This is a genomic window from Ferrimonas sediminicola (assembly GCF_005116715.1).
GTDB lineage: Bacteria > Pseudomonadota > Gammaproteobacteria > Enterobacterales > Shewanellaceae > Ferrimonas > Ferrimonas sediminicola.
This window is the reverse complement of sequence record NZ_SWCI01000003.1, coordinates 298,496-324,863: the sequence shown is the minus strand read 5'-3', so window position 1 is coordinate 324,863 and position 26,368 is coordinate 298,496. Positions and strand designations below refer to the sequence as shown.

General features: G+C 55.9%; 28 protein-coding genes and 1 tRNA gene. 13 read left to right on the top strand and 16 right to left on the bottom strand.

What is annotated here, in order from left to right; translation table 11 throughout:
* The first annotated feature begins 306 nt into the window (after nt 1-306).
* Entirely contained in the window at nt 307-675 is a 369-nt protein-coding gene (locus FCL40_RS07350; protein WP_136852506.1) for a DUF2493 domain-containing protein, read from the top strand.
* A 450-nt stretch (nt 676-1,125) separates the two neighbouring features.
* Here FCL40_RS07350 and FCL40_RS07345 read toward each other — a convergent pair whose 3' ends face one another.
* The 5 genes from FCL40_RS07345 to FCL40_RS07325 form a co-directional block, all read right to left on the bottom strand.
* Nucleotides 1,126-1,839 (bottom strand): hypothetical protein, encoded by a 714-nt coding sequence (locus FCL40_RS07345; RefSeq protein WP_136852505.1) that lies wholly within the window; start codon nt 1,837-1,839, stop codon nt 1,126-1,128.
* 13 nt (nt 1,840-1,852) lie between these two features.
* Nucleotides 1,853-2,044: a hypothetical protein gene (locus FCL40_RS07340; RefSeq protein ID WP_136852504.1), complete on the bottom strand. Its 192-nt coding sequence runs from the start codon at nt 2,042-2,044 to the stop codon at nt 1,853-1,855.
* A 366-nt stretch (nt 2,045-2,410) separates the two neighbouring features.
* Nucleotides 2,411-2,644, bottom strand: a complete 234-nt coding sequence (locus tag FCL40_RS07335) for a hypothetical protein (RefSeq protein ID WP_136852503.1) — start codon at nt 2,642-2,644, stop codon at nt 2,411-2,413.
* A gap of 9 nt (nt 2,645-2,653) precedes the next feature.
* The gene (locus FCL40_RS07330; RefSeq protein ID WP_136852502.1) at nt 2,654-2,962 is read right to left on the bottom strand and encodes a hypothetical protein; all 309 of its coding nucleotides are present in this window, start codon (nt 2,960-2,962) and stop codon (nt 2,654-2,656) included.
* A 235-nt stretch (nt 2,963-3,197) separates the two neighbouring features.
* Nucleotides 3,198-3,464 (bottom strand): hypothetical protein, encoded by a 267-nt coding sequence (locus FCL40_RS07325; RefSeq protein ID WP_205729108.1) that lies wholly within the window; start codon nt 3,462-3,464, stop codon nt 3,198-3,200.
* Here FCL40_RS07325 and FCL40_RS18830 point away from each other — a divergent pair.
* The 5 genes from FCL40_RS18830 to FCL40_RS07300 all read left to right on the top strand — a co-directional run bounded on the left by FCL40_RS18830 (nt 3,346) and on the right by FCL40_RS07300 (nt 6,343).
* Nucleotides 3,346-3,771, top strand: a complete 426-nt coding sequence (locus FCL40_RS18830) for a tyrosine-type recombinase/integrase (RefSeq protein ID WP_267873504.1) — start codon at nt 3,346-3,348, stop codon at nt 3,769-3,771. The two genes, FCL40_RS07325 and FCL40_RS18830, sit on opposite strands and share 119 nt — an antisense overlap.
* Before the next feature lie 31 nt (nt 3,772-3,802).
* A complete protein-coding gene (locus FCL40_RS07315; RefSeq protein ID WP_136852499.1) occupies nt 3,803-4,102 on the top strand; it encodes a YciI family protein in 300 nt (99 codons plus the stop codon).
* A gap of 16 nt (nt 4,103-4,118) precedes the next feature.
* Nucleotides 4,119-4,925 (top strand): exodeoxyribonuclease III, encoded by an 807-nt coding sequence (xthA, locus tag FCL40_RS07310; RefSeq protein ID WP_136852498.1) that lies wholly within the window; start codon nt 4,119-4,121, stop codon nt 4,923-4,925.
* 336 nt (nt 4,926-5,261) lie between these two features.
* Entirely contained in the window at nt 5,262-5,588 is a 327-nt protein-coding gene (locus FCL40_RS07305) for a helix-turn-helix domain-containing protein (protein ID WP_136852497.1), read from the top strand.
* 257 nt (nt 5,589-5,845) lie between these two features.
* Complete coding sequence (locus tag FCL40_RS07300) at nt 5,846-6,343, top strand: glycine cleavage system protein R (RefSeq protein WP_136852496.1); 498 nt, start codon at nt 5,846-5,848, stop codon at nt 6,341-6,343.
* A 67-nt stretch (nt 6,344-6,410) separates the two neighbouring features.
* Here the strand turns inward: FCL40_RS07300 and FCL40_RS07295 are convergent, their stop codons facing one another.
* The 3 genes from FCL40_RS07295 to FCL40_RS07285 form a co-directional block, all read right to left on the bottom strand.
* Nucleotides 6,411-7,919 (bottom strand): DUF3360 family protein, encoded by a 1,509-nt coding sequence (locus FCL40_RS07295; protein WP_136852495.1) that lies wholly within the window; start codon nt 7,917-7,919, stop codon nt 6,411-6,413.
* A gap of 479 nt (nt 7,920-8,398) precedes the next feature.
* Nucleotides 8,399-9,811 (bottom strand): sodium/pantothenate symporter, encoded by a 1,413-nt coding sequence (gene panF, locus FCL40_RS07290; RefSeq protein WP_136852494.1) that lies wholly within the window; start codon nt 9,809-9,811, stop codon nt 8,399-8,401.
* Nucleotide 9,812: 1 nt separating this feature from the next.
* On the bottom strand, nt 9,813-10,019 hold the full coding sequence (locus FCL40_RS07285; protein ID WP_229360287.1) for a hypothetical protein: 207 nt from the start codon (nt 10,017-10,019) through the stop codon (nt 9,813-9,815).
* 689 nt (nt 10,020-10,708) lie between these two features.
* Between FCL40_RS07285 and pflB the strand changes: the two genes are divergently transcribed.
* Both pflB and pflA read left to right on the top strand, forming a co-directional pair.
* Complete coding sequence (gene pflB, locus FCL40_RS07280) at nt 10,709-12,991, top strand: formate C-acetyltransferase (RefSeq protein ID WP_136852493.1); 2,283 nt, start codon at nt 10,709-10,711, stop codon at nt 12,989-12,991.
* A 94-nt stretch (nt 12,992-13,085) separates the two neighbouring features.
* Nucleotides 13,086-13,826, top strand: a complete 741-nt coding sequence (gene pflA / locus FCL40_RS07275; RefSeq protein WP_136852492.1) for a pyruvate formate lyase 1-activating protein — start codon at nt 13,086-13,088, stop codon at nt 13,824-13,826.
* Between the two features lie 48 nt (nt 13,827-13,874).
* Here pflA and FCL40_RS07270 read toward each other — a convergent pair whose 3' ends face one another.
* A complete protein-coding gene (locus FCL40_RS07270) occupies nt 13,875-14,141 on the bottom strand; it encodes a hypothetical protein (RefSeq protein WP_136852491.1) in 267 nt (88 codons plus the stop codon).
* A gap of 194 nt (nt 14,142-14,335) precedes the next feature.
* On the opposite strand from FCL40_RS07270, the gene FCL40_RS07265 reads away from it, so the two are divergent.
* Nucleotides 14,336-14,983, top strand: coding sequence for an energy-coupling factor ABC transporter permease (locus tag FCL40_RS07265; RefSeq protein WP_136852490.1), 648 nt, complete (start codon nt 14,336-14,338; stop codon nt 14,981-14,983).
* Between the two features lie 65 nt (nt 14,984-15,048).
* Here FCL40_RS07265 and FCL40_RS07260 read toward each other — a convergent pair whose 3' ends face one another.
* Nucleotides 15,049-15,648 (bottom strand): short chain dehydrogenase, encoded by a 600-nt coding sequence (locus FCL40_RS07260; RefSeq protein ID WP_136852489.1) that lies wholly within the window; start codon nt 15,646-15,648, stop codon nt 15,049-15,051.
* A gap of 92 nt (nt 15,649-15,740) precedes the next feature.
* Between FCL40_RS07260 and FCL40_RS07255 the strand changes: the two genes are divergently transcribed.
* The 4 genes from FCL40_RS07255 (at nt 15,741) to FCL40_RS07240 (ending at nt 17,614) form a co-directional block, all read left to right on the top strand.
* Entirely contained in the window at nt 15,741-16,649 is a 909-nt protein-coding gene (locus FCL40_RS07255) for a LysR family transcriptional regulator (RefSeq protein WP_136852488.1), read from the top strand.
* Nucleotides 16,650-16,739: 90 nt separating this feature from the next.
* Nucleotides 16,740-16,815 (top strand) — tRNA-Arg (locus FCL40_RS07250).
* 269 nt (nt 16,816-17,084) lie between these two features.
* Nucleotides 17,085-17,420 carry a hypothetical protein gene (locus FCL40_RS07245; protein ID WP_169307032.1) on the top strand — a complete coding sequence of 112 codons (336 nt, stop codon included), beginning with the start codon at nt 17,085-17,087 and terminating at the stop codon, nt 17,418-17,420.
* Entirely contained in the window at nt 17,417-17,614 is a 198-nt protein-coding gene (locus tag FCL40_RS07240; RefSeq protein ID WP_136852486.1) for a hypothetical protein, read from the top strand. The genes FCL40_RS07245 and FCL40_RS07240 overlap by 4 nt, the downstream gene beginning before the upstream one ends.
* A gap of 169 nt (nt 17,615-17,783) precedes the next feature.
* Here FCL40_RS07240 and FCL40_RS07235 read toward each other — a convergent pair whose 3' ends face one another.
* The 6 genes from FCL40_RS07235 to FCL40_RS07210 form a co-directional block, all read right to left on the bottom strand.
* Nucleotides 17,784-21,017: a type I restriction endonuclease subunit R gene (locus tag FCL40_RS07235; protein ID WP_136852485.1), complete on the bottom strand. Its 3,234-nt coding sequence runs from the start codon at nt 21,015-21,017 to the stop codon at nt 17,784-17,786.
* Between the two features lie 25 nt (nt 21,018-21,042).
* On the bottom strand, nt 21,043-22,434 hold the full coding sequence (locus FCL40_RS07230) for a restriction endonuclease subunit S (RefSeq protein WP_136852484.1): 1,392 nt from the start codon (nt 22,432-22,434) through the stop codon (nt 21,043-21,045).
* Entirely contained in the window at nt 22,424-23,992 is a 1,569-nt protein-coding gene (locus tag FCL40_RS07225; protein WP_136852483.1) for a class I SAM-dependent DNA methyltransferase, read from the bottom strand. Before FCL40_RS07225 ends, FCL40_RS07230 begins: the two co-directional genes overlap by 11 nt.
* A 170-nt stretch (nt 23,993-24,162) precedes the next feature.
* On the bottom strand, nt 24,163-25,824 hold the full coding sequence (locus FCL40_RS07220) for an AAA family ATPase (RefSeq protein WP_136852482.1): 1,662 nt from the start codon (nt 25,822-25,824) through the stop codon (nt 24,163-24,165).
* Nucleotides 25,825-25,832: 8 nt separating this feature from the next.
* Nucleotides 25,833-26,078: a primase-helicase zinc-binding domain-containing protein gene (locus tag FCL40_RS18895; protein ID WP_407644144.1), complete on the bottom strand. Its 246-nt coding sequence runs from the start codon at nt 26,076-26,078 to the stop codon at nt 25,833-25,835.
* A gap of 51 nt (nt 26,079-26,129) precedes the next feature.
* Nucleotides 26,130-26,366 carry a helix-turn-helix domain-containing protein gene (locus FCL40_RS07210; protein WP_136852480.1) on the bottom strand — a complete coding sequence of 79 codons (237 nt, stop codon included), beginning with the start codon at nt 26,364-26,366 and terminating at the stop codon, nt 26,130-26,132.
* Nucleotides 26,367-26,368 lie beyond the last annotated feature (2 nt).

The window sequence follows — 26,368 nt, the reverse complement described above, 5'->3', positions numbered from 1 at the left end:
AGGCGGAAGCTGCCCCTTTACTCCACCCTGACTAGCCATGATAATCGGACTAATTTTCACAAAAAGGAAGGATATGGCTATGTGGTACATGATCTATTCTGAATCTGACCCCACACTTGCCATTGATTGCCATTGCTAGCCAAAACAGCAACTTACGAGATCGCCCGTCTCATTGCTTTGCCATTGTGTGCCACCCTGTACCATATTTTTGGTACATATATGGTACACGGTTAATCAATAACTTAGAGATCCACCAAGATCGCCAGACGACCCGCCAGCTCAGACAACTGAAGAGAGAATGATGTAATGCTGGGCCCCTATCAGGTGATCGTCACTGGCGGGTTGGATTTCGAAGATTATGAGCTGCTGGCGAGTAAGCTGGACGCCTACCTGCTGACACGTCACAACAGCCAGGGCGTGATCATCGTCTCCGGTGGTGAGCCCGGTACCGAAACCCTAACCGAGCACTACGCCAAAGAGCGGAACATTCCCTTGCAGCGCCCCCCCTACGAACCAGACTTCCATGGCGACCGCGCCCTGTTCGTGCGCACCGAGTTCATGACCAATGTCAGTCGTGCCCTGGTAGCGTTCTGGGACGGGCGCAGCCCAGACACACACTACCTCATCCAAGCGGCCCGCTCAAAAGGCCTGGCGGTCAAGGGGGTGCGCTACTAGCCCCACCTGACAGCCATCGGTTTTGGAGACCGTCGAACAATCGATGTAGTTCAAGCTATTGACGAGCATCCGTATAAAACGATTAACCAAAACCAACAAACCAAGTGGTTATTTTTACTGATTTTCAATCAATAAGCACTCTAAACATCTTACGCACTACCCCTGCACCTAATGCCTTCTACAATTGAGAGCGTCGGCAACAACGCAGCCCACATTTAGAGCATCAGCTTCTGGCCTAGTCACTAACCATTACAATGATTCAGACAAACAATATGTCGCTGAACACTTATATAAAACCATTAATTAACTTCTCCAAAAATCAGGTGAGCACAAAAAATACAACTCGAAGATACATGCTGGTAAAATTGCAGAAAAATGCGACCAAACATATGCGAAATTCAAGAAATAAAAACCCACACAAATCCTCTCAAAAAGACTTAAACATATACCTCATCTATAAGTCACAACTCCAGAAATACTAGAATCAGAGTTGAAGAAGACTCTGCTGCCATGCCTACCATCTGTTGTAAAGTTATAAACATTTACTACGCCATTAGCATGAAGAGGACTAGTATCACCGTTGAGAAAACCATCAAGGAATTCCTTAAGTTCATCTTCAGATACCGACGAAAACTCCCCCATGCAAATATCGTTATTACAAGATACTCTCGAATCCTGAAGGGACGAGTTAAATTCAGACGATAAAATGTAGTCTTGAACATTATATTCAAACTCCGATGCAGCCTCCGTTTTATCTGATGCTTCATCAAGTCTATCAAGAAGTTCATTAAAATTCTTAGCGCTGATAATTGGGTAAACCGCCGCCGGGTTTATCGAGCCTTTGACAATCGTTGAAGAAATAGCTTCTTCGAACTTTGTACTGTCAGACACTTCTAGGCGTTCTGGCTTACCATTAACATCACCAACTTCCAAGTTTAGGCCAGGAACTGCGGAGTAGTCTCCGGAATCATTTGACACTCCAACACTGCCACTACTTCCTGTAATGGAAACAGCAACCTTTGACGCCAAGTTACGCTCACCGGAACTCGACTCACTAATGGCCACCTCTATATCTGAAGATATTGAACGGCCATCATGAAATATATAATAGCCCCCAAAGCAAGCCATAGCCAAAACAAAAATGATCGCTGTTCCCTTTGTCATCATTTACTCCAGTTTATTTCTTTGGGATTTCGCCTTCTTGAGTAAACACAGCGGTCACTCGCCCGCCACAACAGTCTTTTACTACAACTTCACCAGTAACAGAGTCAATCGTAGTGACACAACTATTATCACAGCGATAAGTGATAATAGTGGCACTTGAATAGAAGCTCATAGAGCAGAGAAAAGCAACAACTAACTTTTTCATACAAAAATCCATTTCACAAGAAACCAAGATGCAACAAGAAGAGGATCAACAACGGAGGGTTCGGCAGAAAATTACTGCCTTGTGAACATTGTTTATAGAAGCACTCATCCTTGAAACTCCCAAAAAACCAAAAGAAAATAACCAAACGGCAGCCAAACGCTAACATTGTCGCCACTGTTCGTCAAATGATTTTTCACCAACCAGCCACATGAGTATGACTCGTATCACGATGCGTATCTATAGACCTATAGCATTCCTCAATCAGACATATCAGAAAGAATTTTTTAATTTTTTCACGCTTATTACTCATGATATATCCAGCAAACGGGCCTCTGTGTGGATTATTTGGCAGAGATAGGAAATGACCTAGGAAAAGAACGCGGCCGGGTACTCGCCGCTGTCCGGGTCCCGGGCCTGCTGCGGCTCTCTGGCCAGCAGGGCTTCGGCCTCGGCCTGCCACGCCTGGTAGGCGTCGAACCAGCACCACTGCTCGGTGGCGATGGCCAGCTCGGCCATCTTGGCGGGGGCCTTGACCCGGGGGCGGGTGGCCAGCACCTGTAGGCCAGCCTCATCCAGGGCGAAGAACATCGTCAAATCCATGGTCACTGCTTAAACCCAGCCGTGTGGCAGGGTGGTCTGGTGGCACTGGCTGGCGTCATTCAAATCCAGCACCCCGGAGTCATCGACGCACAACCCCGGGCGGGCCTGGCCGTTGACGGTGATCGGCTGACTGTGCACCGGGTAGCTGCCGCTGATGGTCTTTGCGGCGTGGCTCAGCACCCCGTCCTTGATCCCTTGGGCGGCCAGCAGCTCGGAACCGGCGCCGGTGAGCACCTCGCCGGTCATCCCCTCAACCAGCAGCGCACCTTCGTCCACCTTGTTGGAGTTGATGGCCATTACCCAGCCGGGCTCAGTCATGCTGGCCCAAGCGGTGTAGGTCAGGATCTCGATGCGGCCCGCCGGGAAGGCTTAGGTGTGGGCATTGTTGGCAAAATCAAACGCCGCTCCTTGGTAGCTCTCCCAACTGGCGCCAGTGTCGCTGGTGCGCAGCAGATCGATGGTGCTGTCGAGGTTATCGCGCCCGTCACTGGTGCGAGTCAGGGGGTGTCCTTGGCGAGGGCGAAGATAAAGCCGCCCACGGACAGCATCTGTCTCATGTGTCACTCCTGTCTGTCAGGGCCGCATCGGCCCGCAACGCCACCTCATCCCCAAGCAGCACGCCGCTGAGATCCCGTCTGAGTATATCGGTCACCTCTTGGGCCACGCTGCGGTCATACTCCGGGTTGCCGGAGGGGATGACGGTGATCTGCGGGGCGAAGTGGATCTTCCTGTGCTGCTGCACCAGCTGCTTGGACTGGGCCGACAGCTGCCTGAGGGTGTGCTCCCGGGTTTTCCTGCGCCGCGGCCCCCGCGGTTCCATTGCGCACTTTAGCTCCCCTCAACTCTTCGAGAACCAGAATTGGGCTGCCATTATCCGGAAAGCTGGGTTACGCTACCGGGTGCCGTATCAGACGCGACACAGTTATGCTAGCTGGCTGCTCTCCGCCGGTGTGGACCCGATGTACGTTGCCACCCAGATGGGGCACGCAGATTGGGGCATGATCCGGACGACTTACGGAAAGTGGATCCCGCAAGATGCACAACAGCACCGCCAGCAGGTTGCTAGCAAACTCGGACTGAAAATCGGCGATTTTGGTACAAATATGGTACATGGCAATCAATCATAAATGTAACCCACTAAAAAATAAGGTGAATACTATGTGGTATATGATTTATTCTGAGGACGTAGAGAACAGCCTGCCGCTGCGCAAAGAAGCGCGTCCGGCGCACCTGGCTCGTTTGCAGCAGCTGAAAGAGGAGGGCCGACTGTTTGCCGCCGGCCCGCTGCCCGCCGTGGATGCCGAAGATCCCGGTGAAGCCGGCTTTACCGGCTCGCTGGTCATTGCCGATTTCGACTCCCTGGAAGCCGCCCAAGCCTGGGCCGATGCCGATCCCTACATCGACGCCGGCGTCTATGCCCGCTCCATCATCAAGCCCTACAAACTGGTTTTGCCCTAACCCCTTGGAAGCCCCAATGAAGTTCGTGTCATTTAATATCAATGGCATTCGGGCTCGGCTGCATCAACTGCAGGCCCTGATCGACAAGCATCAACCCGATGTGATCGGCCTGCAGGAGATCAAGGTGGACGACCCCCAATTCCCCCTGGAACAGGTAGAGAAGATGGGTTACCACGTCGTCCACCACGGTCAGAAGGGTCACTACGGTGTGGCCCTTCTCACCCGTACCCCTCCCAGAGAGGTACAGAGAGGCTGGAGCACGGATGATGGCGCCGCACAGAAACGGATGATCATGGCCACTGTCGACGGCCCCAATGGCGAAGCGATTCGCGTCCTCAACGGCTACTTCCCTCAGGGGGAGAACCGCAACCATGAAACCAAGTTTCCCGCTAAGAGGCAGTTCTACTCCGACCTGTTAAACCATCTTAGCCAACATCACACCCCCAATGATAACCTTGTGGTCATGGGCGACATCAACATCAGTCCCACCGACCTGGATATCGGCATCGGTGAAACCAACGCCAAGCGCTGGCTGAAGACCGGTAAATGTTCTTTTCTTCCGGAAGAAAGGGAATGGTTAAGCAAACTGGTTAATTGGGGTCTCACTGACAGCTTCAGATATCTGAATCCTGAAATTGACGACCGCTTCAGTTGGTTTGATTATCGTTCGCGGGGCTTTGATGATAACAGGGGGTTACGCATTGATGTGATCCTAACCTCCTCCCCCTTAACGAAAAGGTTAATTCAGTCGGATGTGGATTATGATCTGCGGGGAATCGAAAAACCGTCCGATCACGCCCCCGTCTGGACCAGTATCCAGTGAAAAACCGGATTTTGACTGGAAATTTGAGGCATATGCGGAATTTTGATTAGTTAATAACCGCAACTTATGGCCATAGTCGGCCGACCCGGCAAAGGTGAAGGCGCGTTTCTGCGCCTTTACTCAGTTACCAGGGTGTTAAATTTTGTATTGAATCAAGTTTTCATAATGCTTGAACTTCAGTGAAGATGTACGTCAGATCAAATTTTCATTTTTTTAAACTGGCTATCGGGCATATCTGCTGATATCAATACGCATGAAACATCCAATTAAACGCGTATTTATTATAAGAACAACGAACGTTGTCAAAAGAGCATTGAGCAGAGGAAACATATAACAATGGCACAAGCTCAACTTACGAAACTGATGGACGCTGTAGAGATCTTCCGAGATGTGTACTCCGAGATTCCTCCTCAAACCTGCCTGATGTTCATGCAGGTTTGCCAGGAAGAGGGGTGCTCAATCAAGGATCTTCAAGAACGATTCGAAATGTCACAAGCCAGCGCCAGTCGCAATGCGAGACTGCTGTCTGAACGGGTGCATTCCGGACGCCAGGGATTGGGTCTGGTTGAACTTCGCATCGACGAACAGGATTACCGCATCAAGCGGGCCTTCCTGACCGAGAAAGGAAGAGAGGTGAGAGATCGCTTGACTGCCGTCGTCTGACTTCACGCCACAGCCATCAACTCTCCGGGCGGCCTTCCTCCGCCTCAGACGTTCAATGCCACCTTAGCAGGGTGGCATTTTCGTTTCCGCACTCCCCTTTCCAGGCGCTCCTGCGGCTAATGCCTGGGGCTTTCTTGAACAGAAACTGCTAGAGTAATAACCAGGTAGGGAGTCCCCCACCGCCGCCGGGCCTGACCCTGGCCAATGCTCCAAGGTTCGTCCCGGCGATCCGAGATCCACACGACAAGGAGCGACGGATGAAAACCAGAACCATAGTAACCGTTACCGGTGCCGACCGCAGCGGACTGCTCAACCTGCTGGCCAAATTAACACGCCAACTGGATGGCGTCTGGACCGCCAGCAAGGTGATCCACATGGGGGGCCAGGTGGCCATCATGCTGGACATCACCCTGCCCGACTCCAACATCAAGGAGCTGCAGGAGCGCTTCGAGGCGGTCCACCGGCTCCACTGCATCTTCAACGATCCGCCGCAGGAGGAGGAGCACAACCACACCCTGGCGCTGCATGTGGACGCCGACGACCGTGTGGGGCTCATCCGCGACATCACCAACGCCATCCAGGAGATGGACATCAACATCACCAGCTTTGACAGCGTCCGCCTGGCGGCCGCCGACCTGGGACGCACCGTGTTTACCGCATCCCTGGAACTGTCCGCACCCAGCCACATCGATGCCAGGGTACTGGTGAAGAAAATTGAAGACCTGGAAGGCAACATCCGCGCCGAAGCGGCCTAGCCGCGCCAATGGAAAGAGATAAAAAAACGCAGCCAGTTGGCTGCGTTTTTTATCGGGCTTGCTGTGATTACAGCAGGGCGGGTACGCCAGGCAACATGCCAACCGCCAGCATGGCAGCCACACAGATGATGAACGCGCCGGCAGGAATGATCATGCGGTCCATGAAGGACAGCTTCTGGGCACGCTCTTTGTCGCCGATCAGGCCGTTGTTGTCCAGCAGCATGGTCAGGGCCCAGGCGAATACCGGGTTCACCACAATGGAGGCGAAGATACAGATACCGGCAGACTGGGAGTCCTTGGTGTCCTTCACCATCTGCATGCCGGCTTCCAGCAGCGGCAGGAACACGCCTACCAGCAGGGCGATGGACATAACGGGACGCCATACGGTGATGTCCATGGGGTAGCCGATGATGGCAACCACGATGCACAGGGTACCCAGAAGGATCGCACCGGCGGGGATAGGACGCTTGGCGATGGCCGCGGGGATCATGTAAGTACCCCAGGAGGAGGTAATGTTACCGCCACCGAAGCCGGTGCCGACCATCTGACGGATGGAGCAGCAGGTCATGGTGTCGTCCACATCCATCAGAACCTTGTCGGTGCCCTTGGGATAGTTCAGCTCCTGGAAGATGCGGTGACCCAGGAAGTCGGGAGACCACATGGCAACCGCCAGGATGGCGAAGGGCAGAGAGGCGATGAAGTGCTGCATATTGGGCAAGCCCAGCTGCCAACCGGTCTCGGTGGAGCCCCACCAGTACCAGGGGTTCAGGTTAGGCAGACCGGGAGAGGTGACAAACTCCAGGTCCAGGCCGGCGCCGAACAGGAAGGCGATCACCACGGCCGCGATGGAGCACAGGGGAATGGCCAGCCAGCGCTTGCCCAGACGAGCCAGTACGGAGTAAACGATGATGTTCACCGCCAGGATCATCAGGGCGACGTGGCTGAGGCTGTAGTCCAGGGCGTGCTTGGCTTGCAGACCTTCTGCCCAGGTGAACAGCGAACCGATCTGCCCCATGGAGCCCATGGCGCCCAGGTACACCAGCAATCCGCCGGCCACCCCTTCACCGGTGAGGTTAACGAGTTTCGATCCCCCCTTGAAGTAACTGAGCAGCAGACCGAACACACCCAGCAGGATGGCCAGGGCCAGAGGGTGAGCACCCGCCAGGGCGATGGCGCCGATCAGGGGGATCATCGGGCCGTGGTTACCGGCCAGGTTAGCTCGAGGATTCAGGAAACCGGAACCCAGGATACAGAACAGCAGTGCGGGAATCAGCATCTCGACGCGGACCACCTCGATGGCCCACTCGGCGCCCAGGTTAACGTGCTCCCACCTTTCGGTCAGGCCCGCACCCCAGGCGGCCATCACCGCAGAGTACATCACGGTAATGCCGATGGTACCGGCGATGGCTGGCACCAGATCTTCCCACTCAAAACGGAAGTCACGACCCGGAAGGTTCAGACCCCAGCGACGTGGCTTCATGATTTGCAGCTCGTGGTCCAGATAGTCTGAACGGCTGTCAAATTCACTGCTAGGCTTGTGCAACTCGCTGTAAGTCGAGTTTTCTACGTCCCGCATGCTTATCAACCTCGATTAAAAATCACCTTGGAGCTGTGGTGTAGACCCGTGGGCCGCCCCCACATTGTTTTCGCCTCACCCCATGCCACGGAGCAAATTGGTAAGACCATTTTACTAAAAAGAAATCGCCCGAATTAAACTTCAGCCCCGAATCGATGTCAAACGACGAAACGTTAGCCCGATCACAAGAATTGTGACGCTACTTCAGCTGTCTTTTTAACAAACCAGATAAGTGCTGGTTATAAAAGATAAAATTGGCTTATTGCCCCATTTGGGAGGCTCAAGCCAATTAATTGATCTTGAACAATATTGAGTAAGATTCCCCAATTCCATGAACTTGGAATTATCCATAACAAACTGTTGACCAGCTATAACCATAGACCATGCTGGCCTGAAGGCGGGAGTGGGGTGTGCCGCAACAAAGCGGTGACATAAAAAAACCGGCGCTGGCGCCGGTTTTTTAACTCCCGAGCACCACCTCAGCGACGCTGGACCACACCCTGAACCAGCACAAACGCCAGCAGGGAGGCCAGCAACGCCGGCACAATGGCGTGCAGCGTCAGCAGCTTGATCTTCAGGAAGGTCAGCGGCAGGTAGGTCACCAGACCAACCACCATGGCGGCCAGGGCCGCCTCTCCCCGGGCCCTGGACCAGAACAGCCCCAGCACCAGCGGCCACAGGAACACCACCTGCAAGGCACCGAAGGCGGCCATATTCAGCCAGATGATCATCTGCGGCGGGTCCATCGCCATCAGGGTACAGGCCAGAGCCACCACCAGGGTGGTGACCCGGGTCAGCCACTTCATCTGCGTCTGACTGAAGCTGCGCCCCTGCATCGCCAGATCCCGGACCAGGGTAGAGGTGGTCTGCAGCAGCATCGAATCCACCGAGGACATCACCGCCGCCACCGGAGCCGCCAGCATCAGCCCCGCCATCCAGGGAGAGAACAGCTCCACCATCAGGGTGGGGATGATCTCATCTGGGCTGGCAAGCTCTGGCACCAGCGGCCGCCCCAGGGCTCCGGCCAGGTGGGGCATCAGGGTCACCAGGGCGGTCACCAGGGTACCCAGCACCATGGCCCGGGCGATGGCCCGGCCATCTTTGGCCGCCATCACCCGGATCACCGTGTGCGGCAGCCCTATGGTGCCGAAACAGACCAGTACCCAGAAGGAGAACAGGAAGGGCCAGGAGATAAAACCATCAGGCCCGTGCGGAGCAATAAGCCCGGGGTCGATCTGGCTCATCTGGCCGGTCAGATTGGCCAGGCCGCCCCCCTGACCCACCACGCCGATCAGCAGGGCAAACATCCCCACCAGCATCACCAGCCCCTGGATGGCGTCGGTATAGCTCACCGCCTTGAATCCGCCCCACAGGGTATAGATCACCACGGTGGACACGAACAGCAGCAACGAGGTGGCATAGGGGATCTGCGCCACCACGCTCAGCAACCGGGCGCCGCTGGTAAACTGCACCACGATCATCCCCAGGAAGCCCGCCACCAGGCTGGCGCCGGACAACCACAGCAGCCAGCGGTTCTGGTACCTGTCCCGCAGGATGTCGAGTATGGTCACCGCCCCGCTCTCCCGGGCCAAGGTCCACAGCCTCGGCCCCAGCACCCCCAGGGTCAGCAGGGCCACCGGCACCTGAATCACCGCCAGCAACACCCAGCCAAGACCGAACTTGTAGGCCGCCCCCGGCCCGCCGATGTAGGAGCTGGCACTGGTGTAAGTGGCCACCAACGACAGCGCCAGGATGCCGCCGCCCATAAACTGGCCACCGAGGAAATGACGACGGGAAAACTCCTGGCCAGCGCTGTCCCGGCGTGCGGCCAGCCGGGACACCAGCAGTGTGGCCCCCAAGTAAGCCAGGATGGAGATCAGTATGGGATTCATGTCACTGGCGCCTCAGCAACATCAGATAGGCCGCCAGCACCAGGCCGAAGGGCGCCATCAGGCAGGAGAACCAGAACCACAGCGGCAGTCCCCAAAACAGTCCGGCCCCCTCCAACAGCAGGGGACCGGCGAGCCACAGCAGCACATAGGCCAGGGTCAACCCAAGAGCCTTGACGGTCAACTGTTCATGTAACCTTTTATTATTCAAATAACTATCCTTGAAAAGCCAACTCTCTACAGTTGTTATACAGGGGAACGGGCTTCATCGACAGGACGGAAATCTCCCGAGCGCCGTCGCTCGGAAAAAACCAGCAAAAGAAGGGGGTCGCTCTGCCCCGAAAGCACCCAATGATACAAAACTCCAAATCGTTAACCAACAGAAACCGAATTCGCCAAACCCCTGTGTATTTGGCGAACATCAAGAGATCCAGATCACAAAAATCCAGAGAATAATCCCGATCGGGTTCAAGACCAATTTCCAGATTATGACTCCCTTCACAAAGCTGTTCATGATTAGGCCGAAAAGTTGGCAAGGGGGCTACGCTTTGGAACAATGGTAAAACCAATTGGCTTGAATCGCTTTCAAACTTCCGGGATTCCCGGAGCTTTGAACACCGTTAACAGGAGTGTGACGGACAGAGCAATCTGGCGATGGAGTGGCGATGGCACAGTCGGCCACTACCTATACTTAGGGATAAGCTAATATTGGACCACCGATACTTTTGTGCTCAATAGATGGTGGGCTGTAAGCCAGAAGAGATTTGCATTTTTGCAGCCGGTACTGCGCTTGGATAGTTGGAGTGCGGAACCGTAAAATCGCTTCGTCATAGAAGGGACATCCCGACGTGCCGTCGATGACGAAACGTATCATCTTTACTATGTTAAAGGTTAAACACTATGACAGAGAAAACGACTCAGTTTGCAAAGGCTTGGGAAGGCTTTGCGGCAGGTGACTGGAAATCCGAAGTTAACGTTCGTGACTTCATCCAGAAGAACTACACCCCTTATGAAGGCGACGAGTCCTTTCTAGCCGGTGCTACCAAGGCCACCGACGAGCTGTGGGACAAGGTAATGGAAGGCATCCGCATCGAGAACTCCACTCATGCGCCTGTTGACTTCGATACCTCCAAGATCTCCACCATCACCGCTCACGACGCCGGTTACATCAATAAAGACCTGGAAACCATCGTAGGTCTGCAAACCGAAGCTCCTCTGAAGCGTGCCATCATCCCCAACGGCGGTATCCGCATGGTTGAGGGTTCCTGCGCAGCCTACGGCCGCGAACTGGATCCCATGACCAAGGAGATCTACACCGACTACCGTAAGACCCACAACGCTGGCGTTTTCGATGTTTACACCCCTGACATCCTGCGTTGCCGTAAGTCTGGCGTAATCACCGGTCTGCCTGATGCCTACGGCCGTGGCCGTATCATCGGTGACTACCGCCGTGTTGCCCTGTACGGCATCGACTTCCTGATGCAGGACAAGCTGAACCAGTTCCACAGCCTGCAGGAAGACCTGGAGACCGGCAACAACCTGGAAGACGTGATCCGTCTGCGCGAAGAGATCGCCGAGCAGCACCGTGCCCTGGGCCAGATCAAAGAGATGGCTGCCAAGTACGGCTGCGACATCTCCAAGCCTGCCGAGACCGCTCAGGAAGCCATCCAGTGGACCTACTTCGGCTACCTGGCTGCCATTAAGTCTCAGAACGGCGCCGCCATGTCCCTGGGTCGTACCTCTACCTTCCTGGACATCTACATCGAGCGTGACCTGAAGAACGGTGTGATCACCGAGGAGCAGGCTCAGGAGATGATCGACCACTTCGTTATGAAGCTGCGTATGGTTCGCTTCCTGCGTACCCCCGAGTACGATCAGCTGTTCTCCGGCGACCCCATCTGGGCCACCGAGTCCATGGCTGGTATGAGCCTGGACGGCCGTACCCTGGTGACCAAGAACTCCTTCCGCTTCCTGAACACCCTGTACACCATGGGTCCAAGCCCCGAGCCGAACATCACCGTTCTGTGGGCTGACGGTCTGCCAGAAGGCTTCAAGAAGTACTGCGCCAAGGTGTCCATCGATACCTCCTCCATCCAGTACGAGAACGATGACCTGATGCGTAAGGACTTCGAGTCCGACGACTACGCCATCGCCTGCTGCGTATCCCCTCAGGTTCTGGGTAAGCACATGCAGTTCTTCGGCGCCCGTGCCAACCTGGCCAAGACCCTGCTGTACGCGATCAACGGCGGTGTGGACGAGAAGTCCAAGGCGCAGATTGGTCCTAAGCTGGAAGCGATCACCGACGAGTACCTGGACTACGACACCGTTTACGCCAAGCTGGACACCTTCATGGACTGGCTGGCCAAGCAGTACGTCGCTGCCCTGAACATCATCCACTACATGCACGACAAGTACTCCTACGAGGCTTCTCTGCTGGCCCTGATGGATCGCGATGTTGAACGCACCATGGCCTGTGGTATCGCCGGTCTGTCCATCACCGCCGACTCCCTAGCTGCCATCAAGTACGCCAAGGTTAAGACCATCCGTGATGAAGACGGCATCGCCACCGACTTCGAGATCGAGGGTGACTATCCCAAGTTCGGTAACAACGACCCACGCGTAGACGAAATCGCCTGCGAGCTGGTTGAGAGCTTCATGCAGAAGATCCGTTCTCTGAAGACTTACCGTAACTCCACCCCCACTCAGTCCATCCTGACCATCACCTCCAACGTGGTATATGGTAAGAAGACTGGTAACACCCCCGACGGTCGTCGTGCGGGTCAGCCTTTTGCGCCTGGTGCCAACCCCATGCACGGTCGTGATGAGTCCGGTGCGGTTGCGTCCCTGACCTCCGTAGCCAAACTGCCCTTCGCCCACGCAAAAGATGGTATCTCCTATACCTTCTCCATCGTACCTGGCGCCCTGGGTAAGGATGAGGACGGTCGTCGCTCCAACCTGGCTGCCCTGATGGACGGTTACTTCAAGAACACCCAGGTTCGCGAAGGCGGACAGCACCTGAACGTCAACGTGATGAACCGTGAGATGCTGCTGGATGCGGTTGAGAACCCAGAGAAGTACCCTCAGCTGACCATCCGTGTATCCGGTTACGCCGTACGCTTCAACGCTCTGACCAAGGAGCAGCAGCAAGACGTAATCACCCGTACCTTCACCGAAACCATGTAAGGTGAACTAAAACCGGGTTAAGATTGAGGCTCTGTCATCGACAGGGCCTCTTTTACTTTTTTCAGTCACCTGTGGCTGATATTTCGGAGAGACAATGAGCGTAGAAGGTCGCATTCATTCCTGGGAATCCTGTGGCACCGTTGACGGTCCGGGGATTCGCTTCATCGTGTTTATGCAAGGATGCCTGATGCGCTGCAAGTATTGCCACAACCGAGACACCTGGGATCTTGACGGCGGCAAGGTCGTTTCCGTCGATGAGGTGATGCAGCAGGTAGACTCCTACCGCTACTTCTTCGAAGCCAGCGGCGGCGGCGTCACCGCCAGTGGCGGCGAAGCCATACTGCAGCCGGAGTTCGTTGCCGAACTGTTCCGTCGCTGCAAAGAGCACGATATCGATACCTGCCTGGATACCAACGGCATGGTGCGTCACTACACACCCGTCATCGATACCCTGCTGGACAACACGGATCTGGTGATGCTGGATCTGAAACAGATTAAGGACGATGTGCATCGCAACCTGGTGGGCGTCTCCAACAAGCGCCCGCTGCAGTTTGCCGAGTACCTGGCCAAGCGCAACCAGCGCACCTGGATCCGCTATGTGGTGGTACCCGGGTACACCGACGACGACGCCTCCGCCGAGGAGCTGGCCGAATACGTGGCCACACTGAAAAACGTCGAATTGGTGGAGCTGCTGCCCTACCACGAACTGGGCAAGCACAAATGGACCGCCCTCGGTGAAGAGTATCAGTTGGACGGGGTCAAGCCCCCCAGCGGCGACACCATGGAGCGCATCAAGGGGATCTTCGAAGCCCAGGGGCTGAAGGTAAAGTACTGAAACAGTTTCCCCAGAGAGTCAAAAAGGGAGCCGGACGGCTCCCTTTCTCTATTTAGGGCGGCCCTCGGGGTTGCCGCTACGCCGCCTGCTTGGCACACCACCCCTGGCGCTGATCATGATCAGGGCACAGATGGCGATGGAGGCGATCAGCCACTGGAAGGTGTTGACCCCGGACACTGACATCACCTGGCCCTTGAGGACGCCTCTCAGCACCGGCCAGCAGGAAGCCCAGGGTGCGGAACAGATAGAGCCAGGCGACCCCTCCAGCAGCTGCGCCTTGGGAAAACCGGGCAGGATGTAAATGGTCTCGGTCACCTAGGGAGCACTGCGCAGCTCTCACCACTTCGAAGTGCTGATGACCTGCGCCCCTGCGGAGGCCGACGAACTGACCCGCTATGCCGACTGCGTGGTCACCACTTTCCTGCGGGGCACGGCCAGGCTCGACCACGGAGGAAACCGCTAGCTCAATGGGTTACCCTTAACAAAGGAACAAGGAGATCGCACCGCTGATGATGGCACTGCCCACCCCCACCGAAGGACTGGCCTGGATAATCTGGATCTGGCTGATGATCCACTGCATTCGACGGGGCGAGCTGTGGCAATCGATGCGCGAGCACAGCTATCTGCTGCACCTGACCCTGGGCACCATCGTCGGTCTCACCGCCCTGTGGCAACTGCGGGCCGGCATCTATGACGGGCTGGAGCTGCACTTCGTCGCCCTGACCGTCACCACCCTGGTGTTCGGCTGGCGCAACGCCATCCTGGTCGGCAGCGCCGTCCTGCTGATCCTGACCCTGCTGGGGATCGAACACTGGCAGCAGGCCGGAGTCCTCGCCCTGCTGGGAGTGGCTGCGCCGGTGCTGCTGAGCTTTGCCATCCTCACCCTCAGTCACAACACCCTGCCCCGCAACCTGTGGATCTACATCTTCGTCGATGGTTTCCTCAACGGTATTCTCTGCTTCGTGGCCCGCACCCTGTTGCTGGCCCTGTGGTACAGCGGCGACTACGACTGGAGCATCATCCGCGACAACTACCTAATTCTGATGCCACTGTTCTTCTTCCCGGAGGCGATGCTCAACGGCTTCAGCACCACCCTGCTGGTGGTCCACAAACCCCACTGGCTGGCCACCTGGCGTGAGGAGCAGTATCTGAAATAGCCGCTGCGGCTCTACCTCCAAACGCAACAAGGCGGCCAATGGGCCGCCTTCGCTCGCTGGGTAAGCTACAGGTAGTCGGGGATATCCAGAGTCTCACCGGACATCTGCCCCTCCAGGGCGGCGACGTAGGCCTTGGCGGTATCCAGGGCGGACACCCCCTGGCTGCTGTCCATGCCCATCGCCTCCATGGTCTCCTTGACGAACACCGGCGCCACGGCATTGAGACGAATCTTGGGCAGCTCCATGGCGGCGGCCTTGACGAAGCTCTCCAGGGCACCGTTGACCATGGAGATGGAGGCGGTGCCGGGGAAGGGCTGACGGGACAGCACGCCGGAGGTCAGGGTGATGGAGCCGCCGTCGTTCAGGTACTCGGCGCCGTAGCGCACCAGGTTCACCTGACCCATCAGCTTGTTCTGCAGCGCCAGGGCGTAGTCGGCGTCGCTCTGCTCGGCCAGGGGGCCGAAGGCGGCCACACCGGCGGCACTGATGATGGCGTCCACCTTGCCCACCTGGGCCAGCATCGCCTGGATGGACTCGGGGTTGGCCAGATCCACGCTGACATCGCCGCCCTTGTGGTTGGCGCTGACAACCTCATGCTTACCTTCCAGGCGGGCGGCAATGCCCTTACCTATGGTGCCGCTGGCACCAATCAACAAAACTTTCATCACTCAGCTCCTTCACGGTATCTCTGTGTTGGACTCAGAATAGGCCCCGACCCAAGATAGAAAAATAACCTCAATATGAAATCAATTTTCTCATGGAAAGAAAAATAGACCTGATCAAGGCGATGCGCACCTTCCTGGTGGTGGTGGAGCAGATGAGCTTCTCCGGCGCCGCCCGCCAGCTCAACATAGTGGTGTCGGCGGTCAGCCGCCAGGTCTCCGACTTGGAGAAACACTTCGACTGCACCCTGCTCTACCGCACCACCCGGGCGATGCAGTTGACCCCCGAGGGGCGCTTCTACCAGGATGAGTTCAAGGCGGTGCTGGACCGGCTCGACGCCCTGGAGTCCTCCACCCTGGCGCGGCGCCAGGCCATTGCCGGCCACCTGCGCATCACCAGCGCCTACAACATCGATCAGCTGGGGATCCAGCACCACATCGCCGACTTCCTGAAGCAGCACCCACAGGTGCGCCTCTCCTGGGTGATGATCAACCGCTGCGTCAACCTGATTGAGGAGGGGTTCGACCTGGCGCTGCGGGTGGGCCAGTTGGCCGACTCCAGCTTCATCGCCCGGGACTACCACACCATCGGGGTGCGCTTCGTCGCCAGCCCAGGCTACCTGGCCGAACACGGCACACCCCGCCACCCCAAAGAGCTGGTTAACCACAAGATGCTCATCGACGGCTCCAACCGCCAACCGGGGCGGCTGCGCTATCTCGACAACGGCAAGGAGCAGCAGATCAGCGTGCAGGGACAGGTAGAGGTGAACCAGGGTCCGGTGCTGGCTCAGCTGGCCGCCGCCGGGCTGGGGGTGGCCCAGTTGCCCGACTTCATGGTGGACGACGCCATCGACCGGGGCGAGCTGGTGCCGATACTGGAGCCGTTCTGCCTGCCGCGAATTCAGGTCTCCCTGGTCTACCCAGCCAGCAAGCTGACCGACCCCACCCTGCGCGCCCTGATCGACCACCTGCTGGCCGCCCAGCGCCAGCAAGGCACCAATTGAACAACAAGCCGACAGGGGAGGACAAAATTTCCTCAAACAAATCAAAAGGGTTTTCATCGGCCGGGAAAGCCGGCTAGAATGCAGGGCGTACTCCCCATAGCTCAACAGGATAGAGCAGCCGCCTCCTAAGCGGCCGATCGAGGTTCGAGTCCTCGTGGGGAGGCCATATCCACCGCACAGCCCTTCAAAAACAAAGACTTATCAAGACGTCGACTTTCAGATCTAACTAATATCTAACTTTTTTACTGGCCGTCCACCCACGGGCAGCCTGATGGTTACTGGCACCTGTACTAAAAAATCCCGCAATTATAAAATATTGGAATAAGCATATATTCTGGAGGCCGGGTTATGTCTGGGCAGGGAAGTAATGGCCAATTCGTTGCGGGGAATACCGCCGCCAAAGCTAAGCGGGGGTACAAGGATCGCGGACGTCAGTTGGCCCGTCTATTTACCGATGACGACGTTCAGCTGGTGTACCAGACCCTAATGCAAAAGGTCCGAGAGGGTGACCCGGCAGCCCTGTCGCTGATCAGCCGCTACGTGGCCGCTCCCCCAAAGTCTGCCTACTCCCCCACCCCGTTCGACTACAACCAAGACGACCCATTATCTGGCGCTCAGTCAATCATGATGGCCATTGCTAAGGGTGAGCTACCAGCGGACGTTGGGCGCTCTCTGATCGAGGGTCTGGCCTCTGTACAGCGGATCCGCGAGGTGGTCGAGCTGGAGCAGCGTCTTACCCAGCTGGAAGAGGAAGTGGAGGGCAAGCAATGAAGCGACTGGAAGTGCGCCTAAAGCGGATAGAAAAGAGCCTGGACCCGCAAGAAGACGAATGGAGAGCGGCCATGGCGGAAATCAACCGGCTAATGACCGACGTTTATGGGCCAATCCCGATGCCACTGGAGGGTGAACAGCCGCAAGTATCCGCCGAAGATGAAGCCGCCGTCCTGGCAATGTTGCGTGCTTAGCCTAGGGGGAGGGGGGAGGCTGCAACGAGCAAGCCCCCCGGTGGCCTTCCAATATATGCCTTTGCAATGTGGCCCATTTTCACCGAGGCAAAATACGGGCGATATACGGCTAGTTCGGCTCCTCACTCACCCCTCCCCCTTACACAGAAAGTGAGGTGAGGAGTAGCCACTAGACCCGGTGAGCCTTGAAATTCTCGGCTTGTTCGAACACCTGCTGATAAACCTCGGCATGGGTCACCGGCGGGTAACCATTTTTGGACAGCAGCATGATCAGCTGGACTCTGAGAGTGGCCTTAATGTCTTCCTTGTTGTTCCAATCGGGGTAACGAGTCTGATCGTCCACTACCTCCTTCACTTTGGTCGCCAGGTCCAGCAGCCGGTTGTCGTCATAGCTGAACTGGTACTTGGTCGCCACCGCCTTCAGGATGTCGTAGAAGGCTTTCTCCTCGATGGTAATGCCCAGTTCCTCGAACGACCCCATCTCCTTGCGCAGCTGCTCCATGAGCTCTAGGAAGCTGTCTACGGCCTCTTGGTGGACTTCGGCGGTGAAGGCATCCTCTTCCTTGCGTTCGTTGTACAGGTCGACCAGAGCACGGAATTTCTTGGCAAATTCGATGGCCTTATGTTGGTTGGTTTGTTTGAAGTCCCCCAGCGCCTTGGCCAGCATTTTCTTGAGCAGTTCGATCTTGGTGTTGGGCAACTTGAGCTTGTCTAGACGGGCCAGGTAATCGTCGTCGAAGATGTCGATCTTTTCCGCTCCCTCCTCACCCAGGTTAAAGATCTCCTCCACACCGTCGGCCCGAATGGCTTCGGCGATCATCTCCCTTACCTTGGCGTTCATCTGGGCTGTGTCCGGCGCTTCTCCCTTGGTCAGCTTGAAGACGATGGAGCGTACAGCCAGGTAGAAATGGATCTGATCACGCTCCTTCTGGCTGAGATCTTCGCTTCCCACACAAACGTCGTAAGCGGCCTTTAAGCGCTTAACCAAGGCCATGAAGCGCTTCTCCAGCTTTCCGACGCTCAGGACGAACTCGGCGGCCCGGTTAAGGCAGTTCAGTTGGGCCAGTGGCTCACCACTGAAGTAGTCACTGGCGTCGAATTTGTGCATTAGTTGGCCCAGCAGGCTGAGATGGTCCTTAACCACCAGCACCGACTGGCGGATGTCCTCGAAGTTGGCCCCGTCGGCCCTGGAGAATTTGGCGAGTGCCTGGTTCATCTGCCGTTTGATGCCGATGTAGTCCACCACCAGCCCCTTCTCTTTGCCCTCGAACTTGCGGTTCACCCGAGAGATGGTCTGGATCAGGTTATGCTGTTGAACCGGCTTGTCGATGTAGAGAGTGTCGAGGAAGGGCACGTCAAACCCGGTGAGCCACATATCTACCACGATGGCGATCTTGAAGTTGGACTTATCATTCTTGAACTGGCGATCCAGCTCCTTGCGGTACTCCTTGCTGCCCAGCAGCTCGTAGAGGGCTTTCTCATCATCCTTGCCACGGGTCATCACCATCTTGACCCGCTCTATGGGTTTAACGCTTTTACGCTCCTTCTCGCTTAGGCTGGCTCCGTCTTCGCACTCTTTCACCACGAACCACTCGGGACGCAACTCCCGCAGCTCTTGGTATAGCATCCAGGCGATCTCCCGGCTGCTCGACACAAACATGGCCTTGCCCTTAACCGATGTGCCCTCCGCCAGACGCTGTTCATAGTGGCGAACGAAGTCTTTGGCCAGAGCCTGAATTCGGTCGGGGTCGCCCAGGATCGAGCCCATGGACGCCATCGCCTTTTTGCTCTCTTCGATTTGGTGCTCGTTGCTGCCCGCCTCGGCGCAGTTCTGGTAATACTTGTCGATCTCTTGCAGCTTGGCGTCATCCAGAATCACCTTGGCGGCCCGGCCTTCATAGACGATGCGAACGGTGATCTCGTCATTGACCGACTCGCTCATGGTGTAGCTGTCCACCACGTCCCCGAACACGTCGAGAGTGGCGTCAATGGGGGTGCCGGTAAAGCCCACGTAGGTGGCATTAGGAAGAGAACGGTGCAGGTAATGGGCAAAGCCGTAGGTCTTGCGCACGCCCTTTTCGGTGATCACCAGCTTCTGATCAAGGTTGATCTGGGAACGGTGCGCCTCGTCGGATATGCAGATGACGTTGCAGCGTTCGGTCAGCAGTTCGGTGTCTTCGGTGAACTTGTGGATGGTGGTCAGGAAGACCCCGCCGCTCTTGCGCCCCATCAGCTTGGTACGGAGATCCGCCCGGCTTTCCACCGTCTCGATGATGTTGTCGCCGACGTAGCGCTTGGCGTTGGTGAACTGTTTGGAAAGCTGGTCGTCCAGATCAGTTCGGTCGGTGATCAGCACAATGGTGGGGCTTTCAAAGGCTAGGCTTTTCATCAACCGGCGCGACAGGAACTGCATGGTGAAGCTCTTGCCGCATCCAGTCGCCCCAAAGTAGGTTCCCCCCTTACCATCACCGCCGGTGCCGTCAGGGAGTCGCTGAGCAGCCATGATGCTGTGGTACAGCTTGTTTACGGCGTAGAACTGGGGGTAACGGCAGACGATTTTCTCCTCTTTGTTGGAGACGTCGGGGAAGAAGATGAAGTCCCGCATCACCAGCCGCAGTCTTGCCTTGTCGAACAGCCCCTGAACCATGGTGTGCAGGGAGTCTATGCCGTCCTTCTCGACCGACTCGTCACCGGTGATCTTGCGCCAGGCGTAGAAGAAGTCGTACGGGGCAAACAGGCTGCCCATCTTGTTGTTGACTCCGTCGGAGATGACGCACAGGGCGTTGAATACGAACAGCTGGGGAATGTCGCGCCGATATCGAACGGTAAGCTGCTTCCAGGCGTCGAAGATGGTGGCATCGTTTTCGCGGATGGCACTTTTAAACTCGAACACCACCAGCGGCAGCCCGTTAACATAGAGGATGGCGTCGGGAATACGGGTGGTTTCCTTACCTTCGATCTCCATCTGGCTGACCAACCTGTAGATGTTGGTGTCGTCGCTATAGCCGGGCAGCTTTTCGGCCACCTTATTCAGACCGGCGTCAACCAAGGCCCCCAAATGCTCCAGGCCGGTAAAGTCCAGCAGTTGAATATGCAGATCCTTATGCTGGGGATCCTCCCGCTTTAGCAGGAAGCCGTCCGACAACCACTGGCAGAACTGCTTGTTGCTGTCGTAGAGATCACTGGCGGGCAGGGAAAGAAGCTGACGAATCACCGATTGGATTTCACCTTCGGTCAGTCCCACATCGCCGTAACGCTGGATCAGGAAGGTGCGTAAATCGGCCTCCAGCAGCACGCTATCAGCTTTGCGGGTTAACTGCGTACCGAGGGTATGGGAATATCCCTGATCACCCAGTAGCGCGATTATGGCGGCTTCCAGCTGGGCTTCATCAAACTTCTTCATGGTCGTCCTGTCCTTGGTGTTTATCTTAAAAAACGTCTTCTAATTGGGGCTTGTTTTTTGACAGTTCTAGTTCACCCGAAAGTAGCTTAGGAAGCAGGGTGTCGCGAAGCGTAGCAAGTGTGACGTTTTCAGTAATATTATTTCCGAGCGGAGACAATATGCTTGATATAAAAACGTTGAACTGGTCAAGGACTTTAATCGAGGGAATTGCCAATGGGTATTGGGCCATATCTTTCCAGCTAGCCCTAGGCATTCTTGTGCCGGTACTTCTCATATTGGCATATTCAACAAAACCTGAATCAAAAGCCAAAAGCCTAACAAACGACGTCAATTGCTCGTTTTTTGCTCTCAGCACCAAAATGTCAGTTGAGCAAACGCCGCCAAATGGGGCTATGCAAACCTTATGGAAGTAGGGCCGAAGCTTCCCAAAGAGCACATCCCCCTTTTGAAATTGAGATTTATTACTATCTACGTCGCGGCCATAGCCCCAGCGGGCTAATGACAGCGATTTCCTGTCGACATGCTCTAGCCCAACATAATGTTCGTCATCCGCGATAGTGTCCGGTTTTGCACTATCACGAATATTGTCTGTCAGCTCGCCAAAGTGCCCTCCTCCCCATCCTTCCGGAATCCAGCCAAGATCGGGGTGCTGATCAAAGCTGTCGGGGAACAACTGGCGGGTAGCTTCTTGTAGACGAGGCGGCGGGTTGTCTCCTTCGAACAGGGCTTGTCGCAGTGCGGCTCTCTCGGCCAGTGGCTCTGGAATAGGGTTGCCCGCCGCCAGAGCATTATCGATCACCGGGTCAAAGTCCACAAACCAGCTTTTAAACAGCGCCTGGGCCATCTGTTCCAGGGTCTGGTTGGTCTGGGTGTTTAGGGTGATTTTTTCATCAAAACTACGTACCAAAGCAGCAATGGCCGCGCTTTCCTTGTACCCCACCTTTGGACACGGCAATAGTTCGATTACTTTTCCGCTAATATTGGCCTGGTTCGCACTACCGGACGAATTTTGAACCAGAAATTCTTGGCTAGATGGTTGCGACATGACGTAAAACAGAAAATCTGGGTGAATTTCGTCATTATTTAAAGGGACGATGCGCCCTACACGTTGGTTGATCCATGCTCGAGGTTCATTGGCGCCGACTCTTGCAACGCGCCCGACTAATGACTGAGGCGCGTTCGGACCGGAACCAGTCATCGATATGAGAATGTCACCTTCTTTAGTCGCCCATGCTTCAGTTTTCTTGGCTAGGTCATCACTTATATAAGCGACGTCAGAATAATCAACATTGCCGAATCGAACATTCTTGATCTTTAAAACCGCAGCGAGACCATTCTCCTCGAAGTCCTTACTCTTATAAGCGAAGCCACCTTGGACTTTTGCATACTCCCCCAGAGTCGTTAGCTTAAAGCTCATAGCCCAACCCCTTTAGATTGGCTTTGATCTGCTGCTCCAGCTGCGCAGACTCGGCAAACTGCTCACTCAGCTTGGCGGTCAGCTCCGCCATCTTGGTTTCCAACGGAATGCCATCGTCTTCGACCTCAGCAGCACCGACATAGCGGCCAGGATTTAGCTCAAAATCATTGGCTTTGATGTCGCCGAAGCTGGCGGATTTGCAGTAACCGGCCTTGTCTTGGTATTTGCCGTCCTTCTCTTCACCACGCCAGGCATGGTAAGTACGGGCGATCTCGGCGATGTCCTCGCTGGTCAATTCCTTCTGCTTACGGCTGATCATGGAGCCCATATTACGGGCGTCGATAAACAGGGTTTCGCCTGTGCGCTTGCGATAGCCCTTGGCTTCGTTGGCGGATTTATCACGGGTCAGGAACCACAGGCAGACCGGGATCTGGGTGGTATAGAACAACTGACCAGGAAGGGCGATCATGCACTCTACAAGATCATCCTCGATGATCTGCTGGCGGATGGTGCCCTCAGAGTTGGTGTTGGAGCTCATGGAGCCGTTGGCCAGCACGAAACCGGCAGTTCCCTTAGCACTGAGCTTGGAGATCATGTGCATGATCCAGCCATAGTTGGCATTACCCACTGGTGGCACTTCGTACTCAGCCCAGCGGGGATCGTCGGTCAACTCGGCGTCCTGTCGCCACTTGCTCTGGTTAAAGGGCGGGTTGGCCATGATGTAGTCGGCCTTAAGGTCCGGGTGCTGATCCTTAAAGAAGGTGTCACCCGCCACGTCTCCCAAGTTGCCCGCGATGCCGCGAATAGCCAGGTTCATCTTGGCCAGTTTGCGAGTCGTGTTGGCGTACTCCTGGCCGTAGATGGAGACGTTCTTTTGGTTGCCCTGGTGGGCTTCAATGAACTTCAGCGACTGAACAAACATGCCGCCGGAGCCGCAGCAGGGGTCGTAGATCTTGCCCTTGTAGGGTTCCAACATTTCGGCGATCAAGGTTACCACGCACTTGGGGGTGTAGAACTCGCCGCCCCGTTGCCCCTCACTGGCGGCAAACTTGCCCAGAAAATACTCATAGACCCGGCCCACCACGTCCTCTTCGGACAGGTGGCAGTCGTTGGCGATGGTGTCGATGTTGTTAATGGTGTCGATCAGGGCCGCAAGCTTGCTTTGGTCCAAGGACAGGCGAGAGAAATAGTTGTCAGGCAGAGCGCCCATCAGCGCCTTGTTGCTCTTCTCGACGGTGCTCATGGCGGTGTCGATAACCAGGGCCAGATTGTCCTGTTTGGCGTGCTTGAGGATATGGCTCCAGCGGCTCTCCTCTGGCAGGTAGAAGACGTTCTCCATGGCGTAGAAGTCCACCATGTCGACGAAGTCTGCACCGTACTCCTCGACCACCTGCGCCTTGCGGCGTTCGAACTTGTCGCTGATGAACTTAAGGAAGATCAGGCTCAAAACGACATGCTTATATTCGGCGGACTCGACGCTGCCGCGTAGCTTGTTGGCACTGTCCCAAAGGGACTCTTCAAACCCCTTGCTGGGCTTGGCTGCTGGCTTTTTGGCCATGTGGGGGGTCTCTAAATCGGTGACGTGAATCGCCAGATATTACCACGCGGAACTGGGCTGTCAGCAGGTGGGATCGAACTTTGGCTAAATAACTGTTCTGAAAGGTGTTCGGGCTCCTCACCTCACCCTGGTGCCTATACACAGAATGAGGTGAGGAAATGAGGTGTGGGCTAGATGGCGATCAGCTTGTCGCCTTCTAATCGGATAGAGCCCCGGTTTAGCAGGGCAGTGACCCAGCGAGAGAAGTTATTGGTGTTGAGCCCCATTTTCTTTAGATCGTCGCGAACTACTGACCTATGGGTGTCCTCTCCCTGTTGTTGTCTTGACCGGACCACCTCCCACAGGGCTGTTTGGTTCTTGCTGGGGGGCTCCTTGACCTCATCCTGGGTCTCTGGCACGTACCCTTCATCACTCACCACCAAGCTGGTTACAGGGTCCCCGTCACTGTCGGTGAACAGTTCAACCACGCGCAACGGGAATGCCATGTCTGATGCGCCGCCATCGTCCTTCATCTTGGTGCAGGCCAGCCAAGCCGCCAATTGGTCATCTTCCGTGCGTTTGACCGAGAACTCAAAGTCGGCAGCCGCTCGAAGCGCCGAGCTCCCCCTGGCCCCTTTCTCGGCGTCCTTGCCACTGTGGTGAACCACCAAAACGGTGGCCCCGGTCCGGCGACGTAGCTCGTCACACTTGGCAATAAACTGGTTCATATCGGCGGTCTTGTTCTCATCGGCCCCGGCAAAGCAGCGAGCGAGGGTGTCCAGAATGATTAGCCCAACGCCCTGCTCTCCCCCAAAGTCGGTCGCAGCATCGATTAAAGCCTCCAACTGGCCGACTTCTGTTAGGTACACCGGCTGGGAGATAACCGCCAAATCCGACACTGTTACCCCCTTTCTGGATTTGCTCTCCCACGCTTTGATTCGCCGAGGAACCCCTGTGCCCCCTTCTCCGGCCACGTAGATCACCTTATTTCGCTGGGTACGGTGACCGTTCCAGTCCTGACCAGTAGCGACATGGCAAGCCAGCGCAAGTGCAATAAAGCTCTTAAAGTGACCTGACGGCCCATAGACAACGCCGAAGCTGTCAGCCGGAAGCTGCCCCTTGATCAGGTAACGAGATTGATAATCGTAACCCGTCGAACCGATAGAGTACGGGAAACGCCACAATGCTCTTGCAACGTCTGTCACCTCCATGGGCTGCGGCTGTCTCACCTCGTCCATCAGAGCCTGTAGGGTAGTACCTTGGCCATGGCGACAGAAGTAATCGTTCCAATCTCCCGCTTCCGGTGGCACCGACAGCAGCACCTGTTGTTCAGACGCTACAGCCTCTGCGACCTCCACCCCTACATTGGTCTTCTTGTCACTGTCATTGTCAGCGGCAATCACCACAACACTGTTGGGATATCGCAATTTCGCGGCAGTAACGCACTGGCTGATGTTCCCAGCACTAAAGGCCACCAACACAGGCTCCTTAGCTACACGGTGTACACTCAGCCCAGTCCCAATGCTCTCACTGATCCAGAGACGGTCCACCTCACCATCAGACTCCAACCAGCAACCCGCCCCTTTTACCTGCCCTTTTGGCAGAAACCGCTTTTCCCCCTTGGCGTTGATCAGTTGGATGTTAACCGCTTCCCCGGTATTAAGGTCAGCCATTGACACCAACATATCTCCTGGCTGGAAGGTGGCCTTTGCTACGGTGACGGGCTCGCTTATTACTTGCCAGGGCATCCCCGTTAAGCCTTTCTTTTCAAGATACGGCACGGTTTCGGAGATGGTCGAGAACTGAGTCAGTTGGTGGACCTTCCGGCCCACCTCCTCCAATAATTGATCCATATAGCCCCTTACTTTCCGTGTCGTCCAAGGGTCGAAACCACCAGTCTCACCGCGTGATAGCAGGACACATCAAAGTAACGACTGACCATGCTCAAACCATCTCCTGCGCTTTTATCGGCGCATTTGCGGCAATGCCAAGTTCCCCTGCCTTCTTTGTCGTCAAAGTGAAAACGGTCCACGCCATCACCACATAGTGGACAGGGACCGTGTTTCCCCCGTTTCGGCACCTTGATACCCAGTCGGTCGAAGATCATGGGCCAACGGCCACGAGCAATCTCAGTTACGTTTTGGATGTCCATCGCTGCTTACACCTCACAACCCATGGAATTGAAGTTGGACTGTTCCACAAAGCAACGAGTGGCACGGTTCAAAAAGTCATCAAGATCGGACTTGCGGTAGCGAACATTTCGACCGATTTTGCAGTAAGGCAGGTCATTACGGCCCCGGCAGCGCCATACCGCCAGGGTGTTTGGTTGGAGATCGAGGTAATCGGCAGCCTGCTGTTCATTCAGCAGTGGGTTGGGGTTGATGGTAGTGGTCATAG